Origin of the sequence: Streptomyces sp. NBC_00239, assembly GCF_036194065.1 — a bacterium.
Taxonomy (GTDB): Bacteria; Actinomycetota; Actinomycetes; order Streptomycetales; family Streptomycetaceae; genus Streptomyces.
In genome coordinates this window covers 8,102,349-8,124,808 of sequence record NZ_CP108095.1, presented here as the reverse complement: position 1 = coordinate 8,124,808, position 22,460 = coordinate 8,102,349, and the positions used below count along the sequence as shown (strand labels likewise).

18 protein-coding genes are annotated in these 22,460 nt (G+C 71.7%); 10 read left to right on the top strand and 8 right to left on the bottom strand.

Going from position 1 to position 22,460, the window contains the following annotated elements:
• Positions 1-83: 83 nt before the first annotated feature.
• From OG764_RS35865 to OG764_RS35835, 7 genes are all read left to right on the top strand, one after another.
• Positions 84-3,980: an nSTAND1 domain-containing NTPase gene (locus tag OG764_RS35865; protein ID WP_328972524.1), complete on the top strand. Its 3,897-nt coding sequence runs from the start codon at positions 84-86 to the stop codon at positions 3,978-3,980.
• A 260-nt stretch (positions 3,981-4,240) separates the two neighbouring features.
• A complete protein-coding gene (locus OG764_RS35860) occupies positions 4,241-4,879 on the top strand; it encodes an RICIN domain-containing protein (RefSeq protein WP_328972523.1) in 639 nt (212 codons plus the stop codon).
• Between the two features lie 368 nt (positions 4,880-5,247).
• Complete coding sequence (locus tag OG764_RS35855; RefSeq protein ID WP_328972522.1) at positions 5,248-5,826, top strand: snapalysin family zinc-dependent metalloprotease; 579 nt, start codon at positions 5,248-5,250, stop codon at positions 5,824-5,826.
• 589 nt (positions 5,827-6,415) lie between these two features.
• Positions 6,416-6,856, top strand: coding sequence for a VOC family protein (locus tag OG764_RS35850; RefSeq protein ID WP_328972521.1), 441 nt, complete (start codon positions 6,416-6,418; stop codon positions 6,854-6,856).
• A gap of 164 nt (positions 6,857-7,020) precedes the next feature.
• Positions 7,021-9,072 (top strand): MMPL family transporter, encoded by a 2,052-nt coding sequence (locus tag OG764_RS35845; RefSeq protein WP_328972520.1) that lies wholly within the window; start codon positions 7,021-7,023, stop codon positions 9,070-9,072.
• A 64-nt stretch (positions 9,073-9,136) separates the two neighbouring features.
• Positions 9,137-10,279 carry a sensor histidine kinase gene (locus OG764_RS35840; protein WP_328972519.1) on the top strand — a complete coding sequence of 381 codons (1,143 nt, stop codon included), beginning with the start codon at positions 9,137-9,139 and terminating at the stop codon, positions 10,277-10,279.
• Positions 10,276-10,932, top strand: coding sequence for a response regulator transcription factor (locus OG764_RS35835; protein ID WP_328972518.1), 657 nt, complete (start codon positions 10,276-10,278; stop codon positions 10,930-10,932). Before OG764_RS35840 ends, OG764_RS35835 begins: the two co-directional genes overlap by 4 nt.
• 85 nt (positions 10,933-11,017) lie before the next feature.
• Here OG764_RS35835 and OG764_RS35830 read toward each other — a convergent pair whose 3' ends face one another.
• Together OG764_RS35830 and OG764_RS35825 are read right to left on the bottom strand one after the other, a co-directional pair.
• The gene (locus OG764_RS35830; protein ID WP_328972517.1) at positions 11,018-11,737 is read right to left on the bottom strand and encodes a GNAT family N-acetyltransferase; all 720 of its coding nucleotides are present in this window, start codon (positions 11,735-11,737) and stop codon (positions 11,018-11,020) included.
• A 127-nt stretch (positions 11,738-11,864) separates the two neighbouring features.
• Positions 11,865-12,410: a TetR/AcrR family transcriptional regulator gene (locus OG764_RS35825; RefSeq protein WP_328972516.1), complete on the bottom strand. Its 546-nt coding sequence runs from the start codon at positions 12,408-12,410 to the stop codon at positions 11,865-11,867.
• Between the two features lie 145 nt (positions 12,411-12,555).
• Between OG764_RS35825 and OG764_RS35820 the strand changes: the two genes are divergently transcribed.
• A complete protein-coding gene (locus tag OG764_RS35820; RefSeq protein WP_328973277.1) occupies positions 12,556-13,101 on the top strand; it encodes a cupin domain-containing protein in 546 nt (181 codons plus the stop codon).
• Here the strand turns inward: OG764_RS35820 and OG764_RS35815 are convergent, their stop codons facing one another.
• The 6 genes from OG764_RS35815 to OG764_RS35790 all read right to left on the bottom strand — a co-directional run bounded on the left by OG764_RS35815 (position 13,102) and on the right by OG764_RS35790 (position 19,567).
• On the bottom strand, positions 13,102-14,331 hold the full coding sequence (locus OG764_RS35815; protein WP_328967823.1) for an IS30 family transposase: 1,230 nt from the start codon (positions 14,329-14,331) through the stop codon (positions 13,102-13,104).
• Between the two features lie 196 nt (positions 14,332-14,527).
• The gene (locus OG764_RS35810; RefSeq protein WP_328972515.1) at positions 14,528-15,958 is read right to left on the bottom strand and encodes a DUF2252 domain-containing protein; all 1,431 of its coding nucleotides are present in this window, start codon (positions 15,956-15,958) and stop codon (positions 14,528-14,530) included.
• A 42-nt stretch (positions 15,959-16,000) separates the two neighbouring features.
• On the bottom strand, positions 16,001-16,639 hold the full coding sequence (locus tag OG764_RS35805) for an HdeD family acid-resistance protein (protein WP_328972514.1): 639 nt from the start codon (positions 16,637-16,639) through the stop codon (positions 16,001-16,003).
• A gap of 246 nt (positions 16,640-16,885) precedes the next feature.
• The gene (locus OG764_RS35800; protein WP_328972513.1) at positions 16,886-17,482 is read right to left on the bottom strand and encodes an RICIN domain-containing protein; all 597 of its coding nucleotides are present in this window, start codon (positions 17,480-17,482) and stop codon (positions 16,886-16,888) included.
• Between the two features lie 32 nt (positions 17,483-17,514).
• Entirely contained in the window at positions 17,515-18,099 is a 585-nt protein-coding gene (locus OG764_RS35795; RefSeq protein ID WP_328972512.1) for an RICIN domain-containing protein, read from the bottom strand.
• Between the two features lie 61 nt (positions 18,100-18,160).
• Positions 18,161-19,567, bottom strand: a complete 1,407-nt coding sequence (locus OG764_RS35790; RefSeq protein ID WP_328972511.1) for an AbfB domain-containing protein — start codon at positions 19,565-19,567, stop codon at positions 18,161-18,163.
• A 993-nt stretch (positions 19,568-20,560) separates the two neighbouring features.
• Here OG764_RS35790 and OG764_RS35785 point away from each other — a divergent pair.
• Together OG764_RS35785 and OG764_RS35780 are read left to right on the top strand one after the other, a co-directional pair.
• The gene (locus tag OG764_RS35785) at positions 20,561-21,016 is read left to right on the top strand and encodes an SSI family serine proteinase inhibitor (protein ID WP_328972510.1); all 456 of its coding nucleotides are present in this window, start codon (positions 20,561-20,563) and stop codon (positions 21,014-21,016) included.
• Between the two features lie 674 nt (positions 21,017-21,690).
• Positions 21,691-22,431, top strand: coding sequence for an alpha/beta hydrolase family esterase (locus OG764_RS35780; protein ID WP_328972509.1), 741 nt, complete (start codon positions 21,691-21,693; stop codon positions 22,429-22,431).
• Positions 22,432-22,460 lie beyond the last annotated feature (29 nt).

Below are 22,460 nucleotides of genomic sequence, written 5' to 3'. Positions count from 1 at the left end.
ACGCGCCTTGTGACGGCCGACCGCCTGCCTGTTGGGTGCATGATCGGGGCGGACCGGTGGGGCCCGCCGACAGGGGGGCGGGCGTGGGGCGTCTGGAAAAGCCGCTGGACCCTGCGGGCGGGCCGACGGCCGCGCTGGCCGCAGCGCTGCGGGAACTACGGCGTTCGGCCGGCAGCCCGACGTACGCGGCGATGGCCCGCCGGGCCGGAACGTACTCGGTGGCGACGCTCTCACGGGCAGCGTCCGGAGAGCAGCTCCCCACCCTGCCCGTGCTGCTCGCCTACGCGGCCGCCTGCGGCGGGGACCCCGATCATTGGCGCGCCCGCTGGCAGCACACGGCCGACGAGCTGGCCGCCCTGGCCGCCGAGCACCACGACGAACCCGCCCCGTACCGCGGCCTGGCCAGGTACGAACCAGGCGACCGGGACCTCTACTTCGGCCGCGACCGGCTGGTCGACGACCTGACCGCGCTCACCCGCGAGCACCGGGTCGTGGCCGTCTTCGGACCCTCCGGCAGCGGGAAGTCCTCGCTCCTGCGGGCCGGGCTCGCGCCCCGGCTACGGGCGCCGGGGAGCACGGCGACTGCGGTCAGGCTGCTCACCCCCGGAGCCCGGCCGCTGGACCGGCACCGCGGAAACCTCGCACCCGCCGACGGGCCCGGCGACACCTGGCTCATCGTCGACCAGTTCGAAGAGGTCTTCACGCTCTGCACCGATGGAGACGAACGGGCCCTCTTCATCAAGGAGTTGCTGCACACGGCACAAGGGGACACGAGCCGGGTCCGCGTGGTGCTCGGCATCCGGGCGGACTTCTACGCCCACTGCCTCGGCGACCCCGCGCTGGCATCGGCGGTACGCGCGGCCAGCCTGCCCGTCGTACCCATGACCAGGGACGAACTGCGCCAGGCGATCGTCGGCCCGGCGGCCGCCCGGTCCCTCGTGGTGGAGCGGCCCCTGACCGCGCGCCTGGTCGACGAGGTCCACGGCAACACCGCCGCCCTCCCGCTGCTCTCCCACACGCTCCTGGAAACCTGGCACCGCCGCACGGCCCGCCGGCTGACCCTGGAGGCCTACGAACGAACCGGCGGGGTGCACGGCGCCATCGCCCGCACCGCCGAAACGGCGTACGGCCGACTCGACGCCACGCAGGCCCGCATCGCCCGTCGCATCCTGCTGCGCCTCGTCCGACCGGGAGGCGAGGGGCTCCCCGACACCGGCCGCCCGGCCCACCGGGCCGAACTCGGCCCGGATGACGAAGTACGGCACGTCCTCGACGCACTCGCCACGTCCCGGCTGGTGACCTTGGACCGAGACACGGTCGAACTGTCCCACGAGACCCTGATCGCCTCCTGGCCGCGCCTGCACGACTGGGTCGACGACAGCCGGGAACAACTGCGCCTCCACCACCGGCTCACCGCGGCCGCCGAAAGCTGGGAACAGCTCGGCCGCCACCCCAGTGCCCTCGCCCCGGCCGCGCTGCTCACGGCACTCGCGCCGCTGCTCCCGGATGCCGGCCCCCAGCGGCTGACACCCTCCGAGACCGAGTACCTGACGGCCAGCACACGGGCCCGTACCCTCGCGGCGGCCCGCCGCAGGGCCGCCCAGGCGCTGCTGGCCCTGATCTCCGTACTGGCCCTGATCGCCGGCACCGTGGCCTGGCAGGCCGGCCGGACGGCCCGGGAGCGCCGCGACACGGCGGTCGCGCTGCGCACCGCCGCCGTCGCCGAGGGCCTGCGCGCCACCGACCCGCGGACGGCGGCCCGTCTCAACGTCGTGGCCTGGCGTCTGGCGCGGACCCCGCAGACCAGGGCCGGTCTGTTCGCCGCCCTGGGCGACCGGACCGAGAGCGTCCTCACGCTGGGAGACGGCAACGGCCGTGCACGGAGCGAGTTCGCGAGTGAGGACGGCCGCACTCTGACGGTGGTCGGGCGCCAGACGGTGGCGCTGTGGGACCTGCGTGCGCGCAGCCGACTGTCCTCCTACCGCCTGCCGATGCCGGTACGGGTACCCGTCGGCCCGTACGCGGTCCCGGAACTCCTGCCCCAGTCGGAACCCGGCCCCTCCCGACCCCCGGAGCCGGCATCGGTGCAGCCCGTTCCGGCGGATCCGCCGGAACGGGTGCGGCCGAGCCCGGACGGCACGCGGTCGGCCACGATCAGCCAGGGCGGGGGCCCGGCCAACACCACACGCCGTTGGGCCGAAGTGCGGCTGCGGGACCTGCGGACCGCCACCGAGACCGCGCTGGTGCTGTACGGCGTGCACGCGGCGACCGGCCTCGCCTGGGGCGGCGGCCGGACACTGGCCGTGGCCGCTCCCGGGACCGTACGGCTGTGGGACGTCGGCGGCCGCCGCCCGCTGTTCGCCGTGCCCGCCGCCCGGGCCTCCACCGGCGTGGCCCTCAGCGCGGACGGCCGACGGGCGGCGCTCTGCGGGCGGCGGGGCATCGAAGTGTGGGACGTGCCGGGGCGGCGCAGGCTCGCGGGCGGTTCACCTGCCGTCCCGCACGTCCCGGCGGGCACGTGCGGGACGGATTCCATGCGTTTGAGCCCAGACGGGGCCTGGCTGGCCGTCCGGCTGGACACCGGCGTCCTTGTCTCGTCCACGAAGCACGGCGGTCCGCCCGCCCGGGTGCTCCCGGCAGCCGGCGTGACCGGCTTCTCCTTCAACCGGGACGGCACTCTCCTGGCGGCCGTGACACCGCAGGCCGCACGCGTGTGGCGCACGGCCGACGACCGCCCTGTCCCGCTGGCCTTCTACCAGGACCTGCGCCACGACCGGCCCACCGACGTCCGCATCGACGACCGGGCCGGGCTGCTGCGGTACGTGCACGCCGACCAGCGCCGCGTGGGAGCGCTGCGGCTCGGTCCGATGCACGACGCCGCCTGGTCCCCGCAGGGCTCGGACGCCGTCCACCCGTCGCCGGACGGCTCCGCCACCATCGTCCTGCGGCGCAAGGGCGGCTCGGTGGTCCCCGAGCTGTACGCCGGTGCCGCGGGCACCGGCGGCCGCGGCGACCCGCTCACCGCGTCCGCCCGCCCCACGGCCAGGCTGCCCGTCCTGTCCCGGCAGGCCGCCGGCGCGCACACCGGCCCGGTCACAGGCGCGTTCAGCCCGGACGGCCGCCTCTTCGCCTACGGCCCCACGGCCCGTCGGAAACCCCTCACGGAGACCGTGAAGGTGTGGGACGTGCGCCGCGGAAAGCCCCTCCCGGACGTGGTCGTGCCGAAGACGGCGCCAGGGGTCCCGGGCACGCTCACCGTCACCGCACTCGCACCGGTACTGCGCGACGGGAAGCCGGTGGTGTACGCGGGGTGCACAGCGGTGGCCGACCGTTCGGCCTGGCTCTGCGACCTCACCGGGTCCCGGCTGGTCCACCCGCTGGGGCAGGACACCGAACGGATCGTCGTCCGGCCCGACGGCGGCGCGCTCGTCCTGCCGGACGGCGCCGTGTCCGCCTTGCCCGGCGAGCGCACCGACAAGGTTGCCGGGCTCGTCGGTTCGGAGTTCGCGGCCGCCTTCCGTCCGGACGGAAGGCGGCTGGCCCTGGCCGACGGCAGCGGCCGCGTCACCCTCTGGGACGACCCGCCGGCCGGGGCCCTCGCCGTCCTCGACGGCGGCGCGTACGGCACGGACGGTACTCCGGGCTGGTTCACGGCCGCGGCGTTCTCGCCGGACGGCAGCGTCCTCGCGACCGGGGACGTGACGGGTGCCGTCCGCCTGTGGGACATCGCGGCCCGCTCGCCGCTGGGTGCCCCACTGCCCGGCACCGGTGAGCCGGTGTCCCGGCTCACCTTCACGCCGGACGGTGCCTCCGTGGTCTCCCAGGGACGGCACACCGCACCGGTGGTCCGGTCGGCCGGAGCCGAGGAGGCCGCGGCGGCCCTGTGCGCACGCCACGGCGGCGGTGTCGAACGGTCCCGGTGGCGGGCCCTCATACCGGAACTCCCGTACCGCAGTACGTGCCCCGTCACGCACCGGTGAGGTGACCGGACTCCCGCCCGCGCGTCCGTCCCGGATTGTTTCAACCCCAGTGACGTGCAGCGCAACAACCGAGCGACCGACGAGCCTTGCTCTCGACGGGGACCGCCGCCGACCGGGATCCCCACCCGGCACAGGGGGGCGGCGGTCCCCCTCCGGCGCACCTCGCCCCGGGCCAATCCCCGGGCGAGTCATCTCGCTCAACCCCACCCCGGTCGCATCGACTTCGATCACAGGGAGAACCCATGAGGTACCCGGTACGCATGAGCACGACTGCGGCCCTGGCCGCGCTCCTGCTGGGCGGGCTGATCGCTCCGCAGACCGCATCGGCCACGAACGGCTCCGGTGGCTCTGCGGCCTTGACCAACGCCCGGCAAGGCGCCGCCGCCGCGCCGGCGCCCGGGCCGCAGGCGGCGGGCTCGGTGCGGATGTCGGACACCGCTGCATCCGCTCAACTGCTCCAGATCAGGGCCGTGCACAGCGGGAAGTGCATGGACGTGCAGGGCGCCTCGCCCAGCAACGGCGCCGACGTGTTCCAGTGGGACTGCCTCTCCTCCACGCAGTACAACCAGCAGTGGTACCTGGAGATCAACTCCGACGGGATCATGCGCGTCAGGGCCGCGCACAGCGGGAAGTGCCTGGATGTGCAGGGCGCCTCGCACAAGGACGCGGCCAATGTCTTCCAATGGGACTGCCTGGCGGACACGTACCGCAACCAGCGGTGGTTCCTCGCCAATGAGAGGGTCCAGAACGGCCGCTACACGTACAACATCATCGCCCAGCACAGCGGGAAGTGCCTCGACGTGGCGGGTGCCTCGCACCTCAACGGGGCCAACGTCTTCCAGTGGACGTGCCTCGGCGACGACCAGCTGAACCAGCGGTGGAGCTTCCACGTCGTATAGGCCCGGCCCCCCGTCCCCGCCCGGCCCGATGCCGCCGGGTACGACCGGAACTCGCCCGTAAGCGGTCCGGCAGGGCGGCCACACCGGCCGCCCTGCGCAGGCCCCGCCCTGGTCTCGTGTCGGCAGTTCGGATCCGAGTTGCTGAGCGCCTGCCCCGGCCGGGACGCCCGCTGACCGGGCAGCGGCCTGAGCACGTACTGGAAATGGCTGGCAGGTGCATGACGGAAAAGTGGGGTGCGGGGCTACCTTCTTAGGGCTTCGGAGGGGCGGCTGTCCGAACGTGCGGGCCACCGGCGGGCGGTGGCGGCGCCTCCGCGCCCCGGCTCCGCCGAGGGGCTGGGTCCCCCCACATGTGAAGGAGCACGTCCATGTCCCTGGGCACCTGGCTGAAAGCGGGCACCTCTGCCGCCGCGCTGGTCCTCGCCGCGGCAACCGGCGCGACCGCGGCGCCCGCGCCCGTGGCCGTACCGGACGCCGCCGCGGCAGTGGTGACGCTCCGTTATGACGACAGTCGGGCAGGCGGTTGGGAAGCGGCCATCGCGGCCGGGGTCGCCTCCTGGAACGCGAACGTCAGCAATGTACGACTGGTGGAGGCCGCGCCCGGAGTCCGGGCCGAGATCGTCATCGTGGCCACGACCGGCTGGCCGCAGGCCACCCTCGGCCCGGTCCGTCCGGGGCGGCAGGTGCGGGTCGAACTCGGCGCGCAGGCCGTGAGCCAGGGGTACGACAAGACGCGCATCGCGGCGCACGAGCTGGGCCACAGCCTCGGCCTCCCGGACACCAAGCCGGGCCCGTGCACCCAGCTGATGTCCGGGTCCAGCGCCGGGACGGCCTGCACCAACGCCGTGCCGAACGCGACCGAGCGCTCCCGCGTGCAGGCCGCGTACGCGAACGGGCTCGCGGCGGCAGTGCCGACCGACGGCCGGGTCCTCGTCGACGCTCCCTGACGAGCGGAACGAAGGGGGCGCCTCCCCCGGGTCGTCACAGGCCGGGTGCACGGCGTGCACGTGTTCCCGGCCGAGGCCGATTCCTGGCCGAGGCCGGGACATGGCAGGCGCGGAGCGCGTCCCCACAGTGATCCCCCCGTCCGGGCCCCCGCCCGGGCCCGCCGACCGCGGGCCCGGGCGCGGGGGCCGCCCAGCGCGCGCCGACGACCGAGAGCCGCGAACACGTCTGGCCCCGTCACACGGCGCCATCGACACCTCCACCGGTCCCGGCACCGGCCTCCACCACCTGCGCCCCGAAGGTGTCTCGGTCAACGTCGCACGCGGCAACCCGGACTCGCCCCGGCACCTCACACCCCGAATACGTGCGAGCCATCGACCCGGCCGACGACCGGCCGGTCCCCGGCGGTTCCGTCAGCCCCGAGCGTCCGCCGGGGAGGCCACCCGCGCCGTACGGGAGTGGCCCGGCAGCGTGAATCGACAGGGGAGACGCGACGCCGGAGCGCTCACCCTGCGCATCGACGCGGAAGTATCCGGCAGCGGGGACAGCAGCGGCCGGCGCCGGCCGCGCGAGGAAGAAGGAGAGGCCGATATGGCGATTCAGCGGATGGACAACGTCGGCATCGTCGTCGAGGACATCGACGCCGCCATCGCGTTCTTCGTGGAAGTCGGTATGGAGCTGGAGGGCAGGGGCGAGGTCGAGGGCCTCTTCGCCGACCGGTGCACCGGGCTCGACGGCGTCCAGTGTGACATCGCGATGCTCCGGACGCCGGACCGTCACAGCCGGATCGAGCTGGCGAAGTACCGCAGTCCGGCGGTGATCAGCGACGGGCCGCGCGACCGTCCGCACAATGTTCTGGGCACGCACCGCGTCATGTTCGCCGTCGACGACATCGAGGACACCGTTGCCCGCCTGCGCCCGCACGGCGCCGAACTCATCGGCGAGATCGCCCGGTTCGAGGACAGCTACCTGCTCTGCTACCTCCGCGGTCCGTCCGGCATCATCGTCGCGCTGGCCGAGCAACTGGGCTGAGGCGCTCCCTCGCCGCGGAGCCCGCGCCGTACTCCCCCGGGAGTAGTCCCCGTGGTGCACCACCCCCGGCAGTACCCCTCAACTCGGCCGTCAGTGCGACGAACCGGCCTTCCGCCGGCGGGAGTCTGGGACAGACCCGATGAGCACTGATGAAGGGGGCCCCGATGGAAGGCCGAAAGAGGATGGTCGGGTGGGGGGTGCTGGCCCTGTGGGTGATGGTGATCGCCCTCGCCGCACCCCTCGCCGGAAAGCTCGGAGACGTACAGCGCGACCGCGCGGTCGACTACCTGCCCGCGAGCGCCGACTCCACCCAGGTCGCGAAGATCAGCGAGCGGATGCCCGGCGGCGACTCGACCGACCTCGTGCTGGTCTACCACCGCGACGGCGGACTGACCGCCGAGGACAAGGCGACCGCCGCCCGGGAGGTGGGGCAGGTCGCCGCCGAACACCCCCTCACCGCGCCGCCGCAGGCCGTGCCCTCCCAGGACGGCAGCACGCTCCTGTACGCCGTGTCCAGCACCGAGCCCGGCACGGACGAGGAGGCCAGGGACGCCTTCGTGCACGACATCCGTGAGACCGTGAGCGGCGAGGTGGGCGGCCCCGGCGCGCTCGCCACCGACGCGAGCGAGGTCTACAACTCCCTCGACGGGCCGCTCCTGTACACCACCGTCGCCGTGGTCGCCCTCCTCCTGATCATCATCTACCGGAGCCCCTTCCTCTGGCTCGTCCCACTGATCGCCGCCGGCATCGCCGACTACCTCTCCATGGCCGTCACCTACGCCCTCCACCAGGGGTTCGACATCAGCGTGTCCGGCCAGAGCACGGGCGTCATGACCATCCTGGTCTTCGGCGCGGGCACCGACTACGCCCTCCTCCTCGTCTCCCGCTACCGCGAGGAACTGCGCCGCACCCCGCGCTCCCACGACGCGATGGCGGCCGCCCTGCGGGGCTGCGGCCCCGCCGTCCTCGCCTCCTCCGGCACCGTCGCCCTCGGCATGCTCTGCCTGCTGGCCGCCGACATGAACAGCAGCCGGGGGATGGGGCCCACCGCCGCCGTCGGTGTGCTGTGCGCACTCGTCGCGATGATGACGCTCCTCCCCGCTCTGCTCGTCGTGCTCGGCCGGCGGGTGTTCTGGCCCCTGATCCCGGCGTACGGCAGCGAGCCGAAAGCGGCGCGCCGCTCCTTCTTCGCCGCCATGGGCTCCTCGGCCGGTCGGCGGCCCCTCGTCGTCCTCCTCGCGGGCGCCGCCGCGCTGGCCGCCCTCGCACTCGGCGCGCTGAACATGCCCGGGGCCCTCAAGCAGGAGGATTCCTTCAGCTCCACCCCGGAGGCCGTCGCCGCGATGAAGACGCTGGCCACCGCGTATCCGGAGCGGGGAACCCAGCCCATCACCGTCGTCGCCCCGACCTCCGCCTCCGCCAACACGCTGGAAACCGCCCGCGCCACAGAGGGGGTCGCGAAAGTCGAACGGGGCCGCAGCGGGGAGGGTTGGATGGAGATCTCGGTCATCGCCGCGCACCCGCCGCAGTCACCGGCCGAGACCTCGACCATCAGGGAGCTGCGTTCCGCGCTCGGTGACGGCGTGTACGTCGGCGGGCCCAGCGCCGAACAGCTCGACCTGACCGACACCAACGCCGGCGACCGGAACATCGTCGTCCCGCTCGTCATCGTGGTCGTCCTGCTCGTCCTGATCGTGCTGCTGCGGAGCCTCGTGGCCCCGCTGATCCTGGTCGCCGCGGTCGTCGCCGTGTGGGTCGCCGCCCTCGGCATCGGCGGCCTCGTCTTCGAGCCGCTCTTCGGCTTCGAGGGCACCGACCCGGGCCTGGGGCTGCTCTCCTTCGTCTTCCTCGTCGCCCTCGGCGTCGACTACGGCATCTTCCTGATGCACCGGATGCGCGAGGAGTGCCTGGAGGGGGTGGAGCCGGGCGCCGCGGCCCTGACCGCCCTGCGCACCACCGGCGGGGTGATCGCCTCGGCGGGACTCGTCCTCGCCGCCACCTTCGCGGTCCTCGTCAACATGCCCATGGTGCAACTGGCCGAACTCGGCTTCGTGATCGCGGTCGGCGTCCTGCTCGACACCTTCCTGGTCCGCACCTACCTCGTCACCAGCGCGAGCGTGCTGCTCGGCCGGAGGGTGTGGTGGCCGGGCCCATTGGCCAAGAAGCCGGCGCCGACCGCTGGTTCGGACACCGAGCGAGATCCCGTACGGGTCTGATCAGGGCGCGGTCAGGGGCTCCCCGGACTGTCAGGAGCCCCTGACCGCAGGGAGGATGGACGCCATGGACTTCGCAGCGGCTTTCACCCGCGACCCGCAGGCCGCGCCGTACCCGGTGCGGTGCGACGCGACGGTCGCAGCAGTCTTCGCGGTCATTGCGGCGCTGCTCGCTCTGACCGTCGACGACGGCCGTCGCCCGGACGCCCTGGGCTGGGCACTGCTGCTCGCCGCGCACGTCCCGCTGGCGTGGCGGCGCAAGGCGCCCATGGCGGTGCTGGTGGCCGTGGTGGCCTGCGTCACCCCGTACCACGCACTCGACTTCATGCACATGGCGCCCATACCGGCCTCGATGACCGCGCTGTACACCGTCGCTTCGACCGGCCGGCCGAAGCGCACGGTGGTCGTGGGGTTCTCGATCACGTCCATCACCCTCACCATGCAGCTCTTCGCCAACCCGCACGAGATGGTCGAGTTGCTCAGGGTCTCCGGCTGGGTGATCGCCATGCTGCTCTTCGGCGCCAGCATCCGGCTCTACCGGCAGTTGGTGGCGGGAGTGCTCGAGCGGGCGGAGCGCGAGGCGGAGCGCAAGGTGGCCGAGGAGCGGCTGCGGATAGCCAGGGATCTGCACGACCTCCTCGCACACTCGATCACCCTCATCGGCGTGCAGACGTCGGTCGCCGCGCACGTCCTGGTCGCCGACCCCGACCGGCTCGACCGGGAGGCGCTCGTCCGAGCGCTCGACGGGATCGCGGAGACCTGCCGCGAAGCCCGCTCCGAGGTGCGGACGACCCTGAACGTGCTGAGGGCCTCCCCGGAGGGCCCACTGCCGGACCTGGCCGCGCTGCCCGATCTCGTACGGCTTTCCGGCGCGGACCTGACGGTGAGGACGGGAGCGGCGAAGGTCCCGGCGGCGGTGGGCGCGGCGGCGTACCGGATCGTGCAGGAGTCCCTGACCAACGCCGTGCGGCACGGGTCACCGGGCGCGGACCTGCGGGTCGACGTCGTGCTGGAGGAGGAGGTGTTGACGGTACGGGTGACCAACGGCGGCACCAGGTCCGGTGGACCGGGTGGGTCCGGATACGGGATCCTCGGGATGCGTGAGCGGGCGAGGAGCGTGGGCGGCACACTGAGCGCGGGCCCGCGCGATGGCGGGGGTTTCGAGGTCACGGCAGCGCTGCCGGTCTCGAGGAGAGGGGTGACGGTGTGATCCGGGTCCTGCTCGCGGACGACCAGACGCTCGTGCGGGCATCGTTCGCGATGCTCGTCGAATCGGCGCCGGACATGGAGGTCGTGGGTCAGGCGGCCAACGGCAGGGAAGCCGTGGAGCTGGCTCGTTCGGCCCGGGCCGACCTGGTGGTCATGGACCTGCGCATGCCCGAGCTCGACGGAATCGGGGCCACGCGGCTGATCGTCGCCGACGAGGACCTGGCCGGGGTGAAGGTGCTGGTCCTCACCACGTACGACACCGACGAGCACGTCATGCAGGCGCTACGAGCGGGCGCCTCGGGTTTCGTCGTGAAGGACATCCACCCGGCGGAACTCCTCGCCGCCATCCGCACGGTCGCGGCCGGGGAGGCCCTGCTGTCGCCCGGCCCGACCTCCCGGCTCATCGCCCGGGCTCTGTCCTTTCCGGAAGTCCCGGCCACGGCCGGCCCGGAAGGTCTGTCGGGCCGCGAGCGCGAGGTCCTCGCTCTGGTGGCCCGCGGCCTGAACAACACCGAGATCGCGGAGACGCTGGGCCTCTCGCCCCTCACGGCGAAGACTCACGTCAGCCGGATCATGGGGAAGCTGGCCGCCCGGGACCGGGCCCAACTGGTCATCATCGCCTACGAGTCGGGCCTGGTGCTACCGGGCGCTTGACCGACTCCCCCACGTCGCGCCTGCGCCGTCCTCCCTCCCGCGCGCCTCGGCGGCCCCGTCCCCAGCGGCTGGTCACCGCACCGTCTCAGTCCCGCAGCGCCGCGCGCAGCGCGGACAGCGAGCGCTGCTGGCGGCCGTCGGCGTCGAAGTTGTCCTCCGCCAGCCACGCCCGGAACGCCTTGCGCAGCAGCGGCCAGTCCCGGTCCAGTACGGAGAACCAGGCGGTGTCCCGGTTGCGGCCCTTGTAGACCAGTGCCTGGCGGAAGATTCCCTCGAACGTGAACCCCAGGCGCTCCGCCGCCCGGCGGGACGGTTCGTTGCGGTCGTCGCACTTCCACTCGTAGCGCCGGTAGCCGAGCTCGTCGAAGGCGTACGACATCAGCAGGTACTGCGCCTCGGTCGACAGCGGGGTTCCCTGCATCAGCGGCGAGAACACCACGTAGCCCACCTCGATCACTCCGTCAGCCGGGTTCTGCCTCATCAGGGACAGCGTGCCCACGGCCCGGCCCGTCGAACGGTCGATCACCGCGTAGTGCAGCGGGTCGTCGCCGGCCGCAGCTCCCAAGGCCCACTCGCGGTAGTCCTCGGCCCGGTCGAACCGCTCGGTGGGCAGGTAGGTCCAGTCCCGCCCGTCCGGCGCGGTGGCGTAGGAGGCGAAGAGGTCGTCCGCGTGCCGCAGTGCGTCGAGCGGCTCCAGCCGGCAGCGGACGCCTTCCAGGCAGACACGTGCCGGAGCGGGCCGGGGCGTCCAGTCCGGGACGGGCTCGCCCACGGGCTGACCAACGGCGTTGAGGTGTTCCGACATCACTGCTCCAAAACGGGACTCGCCCGGTTTCACGGGCACGGGCCTGGATCTTCAGTATCAGGCAACCGTTCGACTCCACCCCCGCGGGTGAGCGGGCGCGATCTCCATCGTCGCGCGGCCTCGCTCTTCACGGCTTCGCCCCGACCGCTTCCACCAGGGTGGTCATGACCTCGACTGCCGCGCGGTCGGTGAGTCCTTGTTCCCGGCACAGAGAGCGCCAGGTCGAGAACGCCGCGGCATGGCCGATCACCGCCCGCCGGACCGGGGCGTCCGCCGCGGGCCAGGCACTGGCCAGCGCCTCGACGTACCTCCGGGTCGTCTCCTCCCGGGACCGGCGGATCCGTTCGGGTACGGCGTGCTGGTCGCGGATGACCAGCGTCAGCATCTGCTCGCCCGCACGGTAGAAGCGGTAGATGTCGGCGAGCCCGGCCGCCAGCCGCTCGAGGGGGGTCTCGTATGCGCCCCATTCCTCGGGCCGGGGCAGCCTCTGCCGCGACAGCCAGTGCCCCGAGCACGCCTCGAACAACGCCGTCTCATCCGGAAAATGCCGGTACACGGTCAGCCGCGTGACCCCGGCCCGCTCGGCGATCGCCGAGATGCTCGTCGACGCCGGGCCCGCGGTGCCGTGCAGATGCACGGCGGCCTCGATGATGCGCTCTCGTGTCCGTCCCACGTCCGCGGCGCGTTTGCGCATCTCGTAGCCACGCGATTTCGTTGAACGCTGCTGTTCACTCATCTCTTGACGCCCCGGGATCCACGGTGGAGACTTTTTAAGAGAACATGAGTGTATCTCCAAATACTGTCGAGAAGTGATCGTCATGACAGAGCCGCTGGTCCCGCCGCTCACCATCGTTCGCCCCGGCGAGGGGGCCGAGGCCTTCCTCGGCTCGATCGGGGTCGCCTTCAAGCTGTGGGGGGAGGACACCGACGGCGCGGTTTCCGTCGTGGAGCACCCCTTCCCGGTCGGGGCACTGGTGCCGCCGCACCTGCACACCCGAGAGGACGAGTACTCGATCGTCACCGAGGGCGAGATCGGCTTCCGCTCGGGCGATCGCGAAGTCGTTCTGGGCTCCGGCGGCTACATCACCAAGCCGCGCGGGGAACTCCACACGATGTGGAACGCCGGCTCCGTCCCGGCCCGCATGATCGAGATCATCAGTCCGGCCGGCTTCGAGCACTTCTTCCGCGAGCTGGCCGAGATGCTCGCCGACGGGCCACCGCCGACGGAGGACGCAGTTCCGGTGCTCGCCGCCAAGTACGGGCTCGAGTTCGGGCGGCCCGTCTGGCTGCCCGATGTCATCTCCCGGTTCGATCTGACGCCCCCGCCCGGCGTGGCGGATTCTAGGGATCGTCGCAACACGTGATCACTGACGTGTGGTGGCGAGCAGTTTATGCAGGCGCTCGGCTGGGGTTTCCCAGCCGAGCGTTTTGCGTGGGCGGCTGTTCAGTTCGGCGGCGACTGCGTCCAGTTGCTCGCTGGTGTGGGCAGCGAGGTCGGTGCCTTTGGGGAAGTACTGCCGCAGCAGGCCGTTGGTGTTCTCGTTCGAGCCGCGCTGCCAGGGACTGCCGGGATCGCAGAAGTAGACCGGCATTTCGGCAGCGGTGGAGAAGACGTGGTGGCTCGCCATCTCGTTGCCCTGGTCCCAGGTCAGCGACCGCCGGAGGTGGGGCGGGATCGTCTGGACGGTGCTGGTCAACGCGTGGTGGAAGTGCTCGGCCCGGTGGCCGTCGGGCAGGTGGACCAGCATCAGGAACCGGGTGGAGCGTTCGACGAGAGTGCCGATGGCGGAACGATGGCCGGCGCCGACGATGAGGTCGCCTTCCCAGTGTCCGGGGATGGCACGGTCAGCGGCTTCGGCGGGTCGTTCGCTGATCATCACCATCGGTGAGGTGAAGCGGGGCTGGCGTTTGTTGGACTGGCGGTGTGGCTTGCGGCGAGCCCGTCCCGTTCGCAGAGCGAGGGCGAGTTCCCTGCGGAGCTCGCCGCGGCCCTGGACGTAGAGGGCCTGGTAGATCGTCTCGTGGACCACGTGCATCTCCGGCCGGTCGGGGAACCGCCTGCGCAGAGCGTGGCAGATCTGTTCCGGGCTCCAGTGCCGACCAAGACGGTCCTGGATGAATTCTCGCAGTTCGGGGGTGGTGCCGATCTTTCCGGCTTTGGGCCGGGGCCGGCGTGCGTCGGCGCGACGCTGGGCGGCATGGGGCCGGTAGTACCACCGCCCGTTGGGCAGGACCGTGCGATTACGGCGTATCTCTCTGCTGACCGTCGACGGACTGCGTCCCAGCTCGGAGGCGATGGCGCGGACCGTCGCCTTCTCCCGCACCCGGTCGGCGATGTGAAGACGCTCGGACTCCGACAGAAAACGAGAAGCGCCCGGTGGCGCCCGCACGATGTGTGCGGGCGCCACCGGGCGCTTTGCGCGTCCCTCAGGCCGTCCATTGCGCCACTCACGGCCGGTCCTGGGGTTGATGCCGACGAGGCGACTGGCCTCGCGGTTGCCGTATCCGAGTCCCATGAGCCGGAAGTATTCCTCCCGCTCCCGGCTCAGCTTCCCCCGGGAGTGCTGCTTTGCAGGCCGAATCTCGAAGTCCATCGCATCCCCTGAGCTGGGGTGTTGCGACGACCACTAGAACGGAAGCGTCTGACCGGGGCCCGGTGACCACAGGAAGGCGAACCCACGCCTTGGGGTGCGAGTAACGAATCCCCTGAGGCGTGGGCCGGGCGTGGGCTGAAGCGCGCGGTCAGGCCGTCAGGCCGCCGGGCCGTCAGGCCGCCGGGCCGTCAGGCCGTCAGGCCGCCGGTGGTTCTTGGGTCGGCAGCCGTCCTGCGCGGACTGCGTCGAGCAGGGCTTGGTGGTCGCGTTCGTTCTGGTCGGCGTAGGCCTCGGCGAAGGTGACCAGTGCCTGGTCGAAGGTTTCGCCGCGGCCCAGGTAGGCGGCGATCGCGATCCGGTCGCCCGACCGTGCGTGGGCACGGGCAAGGGTGCCGCCGCACATCTCACCGAACGTCTCCAACTGCCCGGGCGACATCGTTTCCGGCATGGCGATCCCCTTCCAGTCCCGCAGTTGGCGGACGTAGAAGTCGCGCTGCTTGCCGTCGATCCCCTCCATCCGCTGCCAGCCGAGGAAGATGTCGCTGGCCGCCTGCATCAGCCGCTGTCCCGCAACCACCCGCTCGCCCTGGTTGTCGTACCGGCTCGCGCCGACGTGGGCGGCGAGTACGGACGTGTCGGCTTCCTTGGCCTGTAGGAGGAGCGGGTCCCCGCCGTCGCGGCCGAGCAGCAGCAGGATCCAGCAGCGGGTGCCTACGCTGCCGACACCGACCACCTTGCGGGCCATGTCCGTCAGCCGGTAGTCCTCCAGGAGTGTCTGCCGGTCGCTCGACATGGTCCGGCCGTAGTGGTCGAGCAGGCCGCGGAACCGGTCCTCGAGCGCGCCGCGCTCGACGTCGGGCATGAGGTCGGCGATCGGCACGAGCAGCGGCGGGTCCGCCGCGATCCTGGGCTGTCCGCCGACCGTTGCCGTGAGTTTCTCGAAGGCCTGCAAGGTGTCGTGACTGCGGGCCTTCGCCAGCGCGCCGGCCAGCTTCTTCCGACCGCTCTTGTCGAGCTGAGCCGCGGCCAGGGCCTCCAGGCGGTCCGCGTCGATCTTCGCGTACCAGACGGCGAGGTTGCCCATACCGGCGAAGCCGCGCATCGCCTCGCGGTAGGAGCGCACGGCGGACCTCACGATGCGGGCGCGCTCGGCGTCGTCGAGGCCGTTCGCCCGGGCGGCGATCACGAGACTCGCCGACAGCCGTTTGACATCCCATTCCCACGGCCCCGGCAGCGTCTCGTCGAAGTCGTTGATGTCGAACATCAGCCGCCGCTCCGGAGAGGCCAGCAGCCGGAAGTTCAGCAGGTGCGCGTCCCCGCACAGCTGCGCGGTGATCCCCGAGTCGGGACTGCCTGCCAGGTCGGACGCCATGATCGCGGCGGCTCCCCGGTAGAACCGGAAGGGAGACTCCGACATCCTGCCGTAGCGGATCGGGACCAGCTCGGGAACCCGGGCCGCGGACTGCGCCTCCAGGATCGCCAGCGGGTCAGGTCTGTCCGGAGACGGCCGGTAGCCGGCGTGCTGCGACCGGGGCGTGCGGCGCCGGGCCTCCTTGCCGAGGGCCGCGCGTTCCTCGGGCGTGCTGTGGGGCACCGCGCGCATCGCGGTGGTCGAGGTGTGGGACATCGGTGCACTCCTGCCTGGGGTCGTGCAGATCAGCTCCGGGGGTCAGTCCCGAGGCACGGGCGCGGGCGCGGGCCCGCGCCCGGCAGCGACCCGTCGGGTGGCGGAGCGCAGCGCGAGGGCCATCACCACTTCGAATACGCCGAGCAGGACGAGCCACAGTCCCAACAGCCGTGTCAGGGCGACCGCGGAGTCCACCGGGAAGCAGAGCACGACGATTCCGGCGACGGTGCCGAGGGCGCCCAGGGCGAAGAGCAGGCCGCGGTGCACGAGCGCGCGGTCGGCGATCGCGACATAGGCCGTGAGCACTCCGGTCAGCAGCCAGAAGACCCCGACGATCAGGGACAAGGCGCCGATCGTCTGCATCGGATGGCGCAGTACGAGGACGCCCGCCAGGAACGCCAGCATGGCGATCAGGACGGCCGCCAGTCTGCTGCCGCCCCGGTCGCCGCTGTGCGAGAAGGCCGTGACGAAACGGAAGACACCCGCCACCAGGAGCTGCAGACCGATGATCACGGCCAGGATGTGCAGCGTCTCGTCCGGCCACACGAGCACGAGGATGCCCGGGATGAGAGTCGCGAGGGCGACGCCGAGCGCCCAGTGCCAGGAGCCTCCGAGCCGCTGGAGCACGTCCTCGGGATCACTCTGGGTGTACGTGGGCGCTGCGTCGGACGGTAGGGCCATGACGCCTCCAGGGCCAGCCGAACGGCCCGCGGGGGCACCTCTGGGCCGCCGAACATGCCTTGCTTGCTTGTCAGGCTCAGTTTAGGTCGTCGTCGTACGGCCCGCCGCTCCAGCCGGGCGAACGCCACCCACCGGCCGTCAGCGGCCCCCGGGGCCCCGGACGGCAGATGCACGAAGGCCCCGCCGGATTCGTGAATCCGGCGGGGCCTTCCGACCGGTGCGCTCACGCACCCCGGCGAGGTCGGCCTACTTGACCTTTTCGACCTTCCACAGCTGCGCGTCGCTGCGGTTGCAGGTCCACAGCTGGGTCTTCACGCTGTCCTGCTTGGAGCTGCCGGGGATGTCGAGGCACATGCCGGGGGCGTTCATCGGCTGCACCTCGTACAGCTTCCGGACCTGGTCGACCAGGTTCAGCTGCCAGCGCTGGTGGGCGCCGCGGCCGCAGGTCCACTGGTCGATGACGGCGCGCTCCTGGGTGCTCTCCGACTGCACTTCGAGGCACTTGCCGCTGACCACGGAGCGCAGCTCGAAGCCGCCCTCGGGGGCGGCGACGGCGGCCCACTTCTGCGCGTTGCCGTCGTGGCAGGTGAACTGCTGGATGTTGACGCCGTCCGAGCCCCAGCCGCCCTCGACGTCGAGGCACTTCTCGCTGGCGGCGTTCACGAACCGGATGACCGTCTCGGGCATGGCGGCGCGGTTCTGCGCCTGGGCTGCCGCGCCGACGGCGCGCTGGGCCGCCTCGGCGGCGGAGTCCTCGCCGCTGGCCTGTACGGCGGTGGCGGTGCCGGCGAGCGCGACGACGGTGGCCCCGATGGCAAGGGCGACCCGGGTGATCTTGGACATGTGGGTTCCGTTTCCTCTCACGTTCAGGGGGTTCAGGCGGCCGGAGCCACGGACCACTTCTGGGCGGACGTGCCGTTGCACGCCCACAGGCGGACCGCGGCGCCGTCGTCCTTGCTGGACGTGGTCACGTCCAGGCAGAGCTTGCCGGTCGTCGGGAGGTGGGCGGGGACCAGCTCGTACTGGTCGTTGGCGATGTCGGTCAGGATCATGCGCCACTGCTGGTTCGGCTGCCCGCTCAGGCACCAGAACTGCTGCACGCTGGTGCCGGTGGTGGTGCCCCAGCCCTGCACGTCCAGGCACTTGCCGGAGTGCTTGAAGCGCAGTTCGAAGGTGCCGGCGCCGGTGGGCACCATGTCGATCTGCTGGTTCAGGGCGCCCTTGGCGCACGGGGACTGCACGGCGCCGACGCCGTTGCGCAGGCTGAGCTGGGGGACGGTCAGGCACTGGCCGCTGTGCTGGGGCTTGATCTGCACGGCGGCCGGCGCGGCAGCGGCGGCGATCTCGGTCCGCGGGGCGGTCTGGGTGGTGCTCTGGGGGGTGACGGCGAAGGCCACGCCGGCCGCGATGGCGGCGGTGCTGGCCCCGATGGCCAGGGCGGATCGCAGGATCCGGGACATGGGGAGTTCCGTTCTTCTTCGGTCTGAAGGAATCAGGAGGAGGCTGGAGGAGGGTGCGGGGTCAGCGGGCGAGCGGGACGGCGATCTTCCAGGACGCGTCCTGGACGAACTCCGTCTCCGTGTCGAAGCGGTTCGCGCCGCCGGCCTTGTTGGCGGCGAACAGGTCGCCCCAGTGCTGGCGCAGGAAACGCCCCGGCTCCCCCGCCGACTCGAACGACGTGCCCGAGCCGGACAGGCCCGGCTTCGCGCACCAGGTCGCGTCCTTGCGGAACTGCGCGCTGTCGTCGCTCGCCGTCAGGCGGACCCGCAGGTCCTTCTGCATCAGGTAGTGCCCGGGCTTGCGCGCCGACTCGAACGAGTAGCAGCCCGCGTCACCGCCCAGACCCGGCACGACGACCCAGGTCGCGTCCTCACGGTCCGTCTGCTTCGAGCCCGCGGCCACCGGCGCGAGGAACGCCTCACCCGCGTCGACGGAGGACTGGCGGATCACGAATCCCGCGTTGCCGGCCGCCGGGACCAGGGTCTGGCGCTTGGCGCGGTACAGGTTCTCCTCCTTGAGGAATTCCGACACCGCCACGTCATCCGCCGCCAGCGCCTTCTTCGCCGCCGCCACCAGGTTCGGGTTCACACCCGTCTTCTCCGCGGCCGCCTGGATCTGCAGCACCAGCGCACGGTTCGCCTCCGCGATCTTCTTGCGGCGCGCCTCGTCGTCCTTCTTGTACGCCTCCTCCGCACCGGTGTGGATGTACGCCTTCCACACCGCCGGGTCCGAACTCAGCACCGCACGCTGCGCCGCCGCGAACAGCTCGCTCGTCTTCGTGTCGGCGGGCGCCGTACGCAGCAGCTCGCGGATGAAGTTGTCGTCGCTGAGGGCGAGCATCGCCTCGGTCGGCGTGATGCGGAACAGCGCGGCGGCGTTCGTCCGGGCCGTGACCTCCTTGCGGCGCGCGGCCTCCGCCGCGTCCTTCTCCGCAAGCTCCTTCAGCTCCCGGTCCACATCCCGCTGATGCGCCTCGCGGGCACCGCTGATGATGAACGCGTGCCACGCCGTCGCGTCCTCGGCGAGGGCCTTCGCCGCGGCCGACCGCACCTCGGGGCCGGAGGCCGTATGACGCATCACCGCACGGATGAAGTTGTCATCGCTGAGACCCAGCAGATCGGGGGTCTGCGGGATCCCGACGACGATCAGGACCTGCGCCTTCGCCTGACGCGCGGCCCGCGCGGCGTCCGCCTTGTCCTTCTCCCGCTGCTTGTCGACGGCGTACGCCGTGTGGATGCCGGTCACGATGAACGCGACGTGGTCAGCGTCCAGTTTGCTCGCCATCGCGGCCTCCGCGGCGACACGCACCGACTCGAAGGTCTCTCCGCCGTCACGGGCCTTCTGCCACAGAGCGAAAACGAAATCGTGGTCGCTCAGCAGCAGCACGTCCGGAGAAGGGTCCAGACGCACCACGGCGGCGGCATCCACACGCTGCTTGTCATCCGTCCCGATACCGGCAGCCGCGGCAACGGCACCGGTCGGCGTCGCAACCACGATCAGCGGCGCGGCAACACCGGTCACAGCGGCCAGCGCAGTTGCGGTCACAAGCCCGCGCGTCACGGCCCTGCCCATGCGAGCGGAGCTCGGGTGGCTCTTCATCATTCTGTTCTCGGTTCCCCCTGCTAGATCCCGCCCCCGGTTTCCCCACCGGGGAGCGAGGTGGTCGGGCGGCAGTCTTGAAGATCACCACAAGGGCGTCAAAGCGGAACTTGAGGCTCCTGTCCCCTCAGCAACCGATTTAGGAGAATATTGGTCGAGTTGACGCCAGCTTCTGGCCGGAATGCGACTTGCGTACGGCCGGGAGTGCCATCCAGTCGGCAGGAATGGCCGGTTCCATTCGCTGCGGCAGATGCTCGCTTGCCGCTGGATTGCAGCGGTGCCCCGGAGTAACAGCGACCACCGGCAGCCCGGTGTGGCCCGACACACATCAGGATTTGGCACCTTTTCAGCGGGGTAATATGCGCCGCGATTCAGACAAGTGACATGACCAAGTGGCATGACCAAGCGGCATGGGCAAGCTCGGACGCGCCGCGGCGCGGGAGCCCGTGCGGGCCCCGCGCCGCGGCAGGCGTGTCCGGAAATCGTCAGGTGCGGCCGAGCCTCCAAAACGAGCCGTACGGCGGACGGGCCGCGACCGGCAGCCGGCGGTGACGGCGCACTGTTTCAGCCGAAAGTCTTTCAACCTTTCGCGATCACGCGCGCATTCCACCTGGTCAGAGCCGCGCACCTTGGCCCGGACCAAGCCTTGTGACGCCGAGCGGGGAGCCGCCGACCCCGCTCCGAGCTGCCCAAACGACCGTTCGGGCGGCACTGATCCGCGGCAGTGTCCGAAGTCCGGCGGGGCCGTTGGCCCCCCGCCACCGCCTGGGCCAGACTTCCCACCGCAACCGACCCGCTCCCCTCAGTGAAGGAGAACTTACAGTGCGTCACATCGCGAAGGTCCTCGCGCCCCTCGCCTCGGCGGCCGCCATAGCCGGTCTCGCCGCGTTCGCCGGTCCCGCGCAGGCCCAGCCGACGGCCGGCCGGCCCGCACCGGCGGGTCTCTACGCCCCCTCCGCGCTGGTGCTGTCCGTCGGTGTGGGCGAGGAGGCCTCGGAGGCGACGGTGACCAGGGCAGTGGTGCTCAGTTGCACCCCCAGCGCCCGCGGCACGCACCCCGCCCCGCGCCGGGCATGCAGCAATCTGCGTGCGGCGAACGCCGAGTTCGACCAGATGCTGCTCAACGACCGCGACCGCATGTGCTCGGTCGAGTGGGAGCCGGTGGTGGTCATGGCCGAGGGCGTCTGGCAGGGGAAGCGGATCTCGTGGCAGCAGACCTTCGGCAACGCCTGCAAGATGGACGCGGCACTCACCGGTAGCCCCGTCTTCTCGTTCTGACCCCACCGTCCCGTTCCGGCTCACCGCCCGTGCGGTCCTGCCGATCGGCGGGCCTTACGACCGCGGCTCCCGACGGGCCGTCCGCGCGCCGCCGACTCCGGTACGACACGGCGGCGTTCCTGGCGGACGGGCGGCCCCGGGAGCCGCACCCCCGCGCGGTCGTCTGTAGGCCAGGACGCGGTACGGGCGGCGCGACGGCACCGGACGGGCGGCGGAAGCCGGGCACTGCTCACCGACGGTCGCCCGACCGCCACTGATCGGGTGGGCGCGCCTCCTGCGATCAGCGGGGCGCGTCCAGGGGGCTCAATCGTGCGGCGCCCCGCCGCTCACCGAGAGCCGGCCCGATGCGCTCGTCGAGGGGCTGCGCGATGCAGGCGCACATCACGGCCGCGGACGGCCCGACGCCCTTGCCGGCGATACGGATTTCTTCGCCCCGATCGCGCCTCCGCCCCGAACCCTCCATTCCTCTGGACCGCCCCTCGCGCCGCTGCCACCATGCCCCCATGCGCTTACGCCCTGTGCAGATCGCCGCCCTGGCCCTGCTCCTCCCACTGGCCGGCTGCGGCTCGAACACCGATGACGACGGGGGCCGAACGCAGACGTCCTCGAGACCCTCGGGAAGCCGACCGACGCCGGCGAAGGAAGCACCACGTCCCGGCGACCAGACGCTCACCATGACCTGGAAGGGGCAGAAGCGCGTCTACACGGTCCACGCGCCACCCGGCTACACACCGAGCAAGCCACTCCCCCTGGTCGTCGTCATGCACCCCTACCCGGCCGACGGCGCCTACGCCGCCCAGCTGACCGGCTTCAACGCCAAGGCCGACGAGGAGGGCTTCCTCGTCGCCTACCCGAACGGAGTGAACCAGGGGTACAACGCCCTCGTCTGCTGCGGCAGCGAGGACGACGTCGGCTTCATCGGGGCGATGACCAAGCGCCTGGTCGACACGTGGAAGGCCGACCCTCAGCGCCTCTACGCCACAGGCATCTCCAACGGCGCGGACATGTCCTTCAGACTCGCCGTCGAGCTCCCGGGCACGCTGGCCGCGATCGCCCCGGTCAGCGGCGGCTACATCGGCACGGCCGCACAAGATCCCGCGTACGTGCCGAAGACCCCCGTGTCAGTGGCCACCTTCGTCGGCGGTCGCGACACGTACTCCGAGCAGTTCGAGCAGGGCATCAAGTCCTGGGCGGCACGCCTGGGTTGTAAACCGGGCAGACCCGAAAAGGTCAAGGGCGACAACACGCGCACGCGGGCGACGTGCCGCGACACGTCGGAGTTCCTGACGTACCGCCTCCCGGACATGGGCCACAACTGGCCGGGCAGCAAGGACCCGAGGATGGGCGAGGAAGCGACGGGCGTCACCGCGACCGATCTCATCTGGAAGTTCTTCGCCGAACACCCCAAGAATTGAATCCTCCCCTCCCTGAAGGGGAGGGAAGG

Coding starts and splice junctions, on each gene's coding strand:
- OG764_RS35860 (WP_328972523.1), top strand. CDS start 4,241: ATGAGCACGACTGCGGCCCTGGCCGCGCTCCTGCTGGGCGGGCTGATC.
- OG764_RS35855 (WP_328972522.1), top strand. CDS start 5,248: ATGTCCCTGGGCACCTGGCTGAAAGCGGGCACCTCTGCCGCCGCGCTG.
- OG764_RS35850 (WP_328972521.1), top strand. CDS start 6,416: ATGGCGATTCAGCGGATGGACAACGTCGGCATCGTCGTCGAGGACATC.
- OG764_RS35845 (WP_328972520.1), top strand. CDS start 7,021: ATGGAAGGCCGAAAGAGGATGGTCGGGTGGGGGGTGCTGGCCCTGTGG.
- OG764_RS35840 (WP_328972519.1), top strand. CDS start 9,137: ATGGACTTCGCAGCGGCTTTCACCCGCGACCCGCAGGCCGCGCCGTAC.
- OG764_RS35830 (WP_328972517.1), bottom strand. CDS start 11,737: ATGTCGGAACACCTCAACGCCGTTGGTCAGCCCGTGGGCGAGCCCGTC.
- OG764_RS35820 (WP_328973277.1), top strand. CDS start 12,556: ATGACAGAGCCGCTGGTCCCGCCGCTCACCATCGTTCGCCCCGGCGAG.
- OG764_RS35815 (WP_328967823.1), bottom strand. CDS start 14,331: ATGGACTTCGAGATTCGGCCTGCAAAGCAGCACTCCCGGGGGAAGCTG.
- OG764_RS35810 (WP_328972515.1), bottom strand. CDS start 15,958: ATGTCCCACACCTCGACCACCGCGATGCGCGCGGTGCCCCACAGCACG.
- OG764_RS35805 (WP_328972514.1), bottom strand. CDS start 16,639: ATGGCCCTACCGTCCGACGCAGCGCCCACGTACACCCAGAGTGATCCC.
- OG764_RS35800 (WP_328972513.1), bottom strand. CDS start 17,482: ATGTCCAAGATCACCCGGGTCGCCCTTGCCATCGGGGCCACCGTCGTC.
- OG764_RS35795 (WP_328972512.1), bottom strand. CDS start 18,099: ATGTCCCGGATCCTGCGATCCGCCCTGGCCATCGGGGCCAGCACCGCC.
- OG764_RS35780 (WP_328972509.1), top strand. CDS start 21,691: ATGACCTGGAAGGGGCAGAAGCGCGTCTACACGGTCCACGCGCCACCC.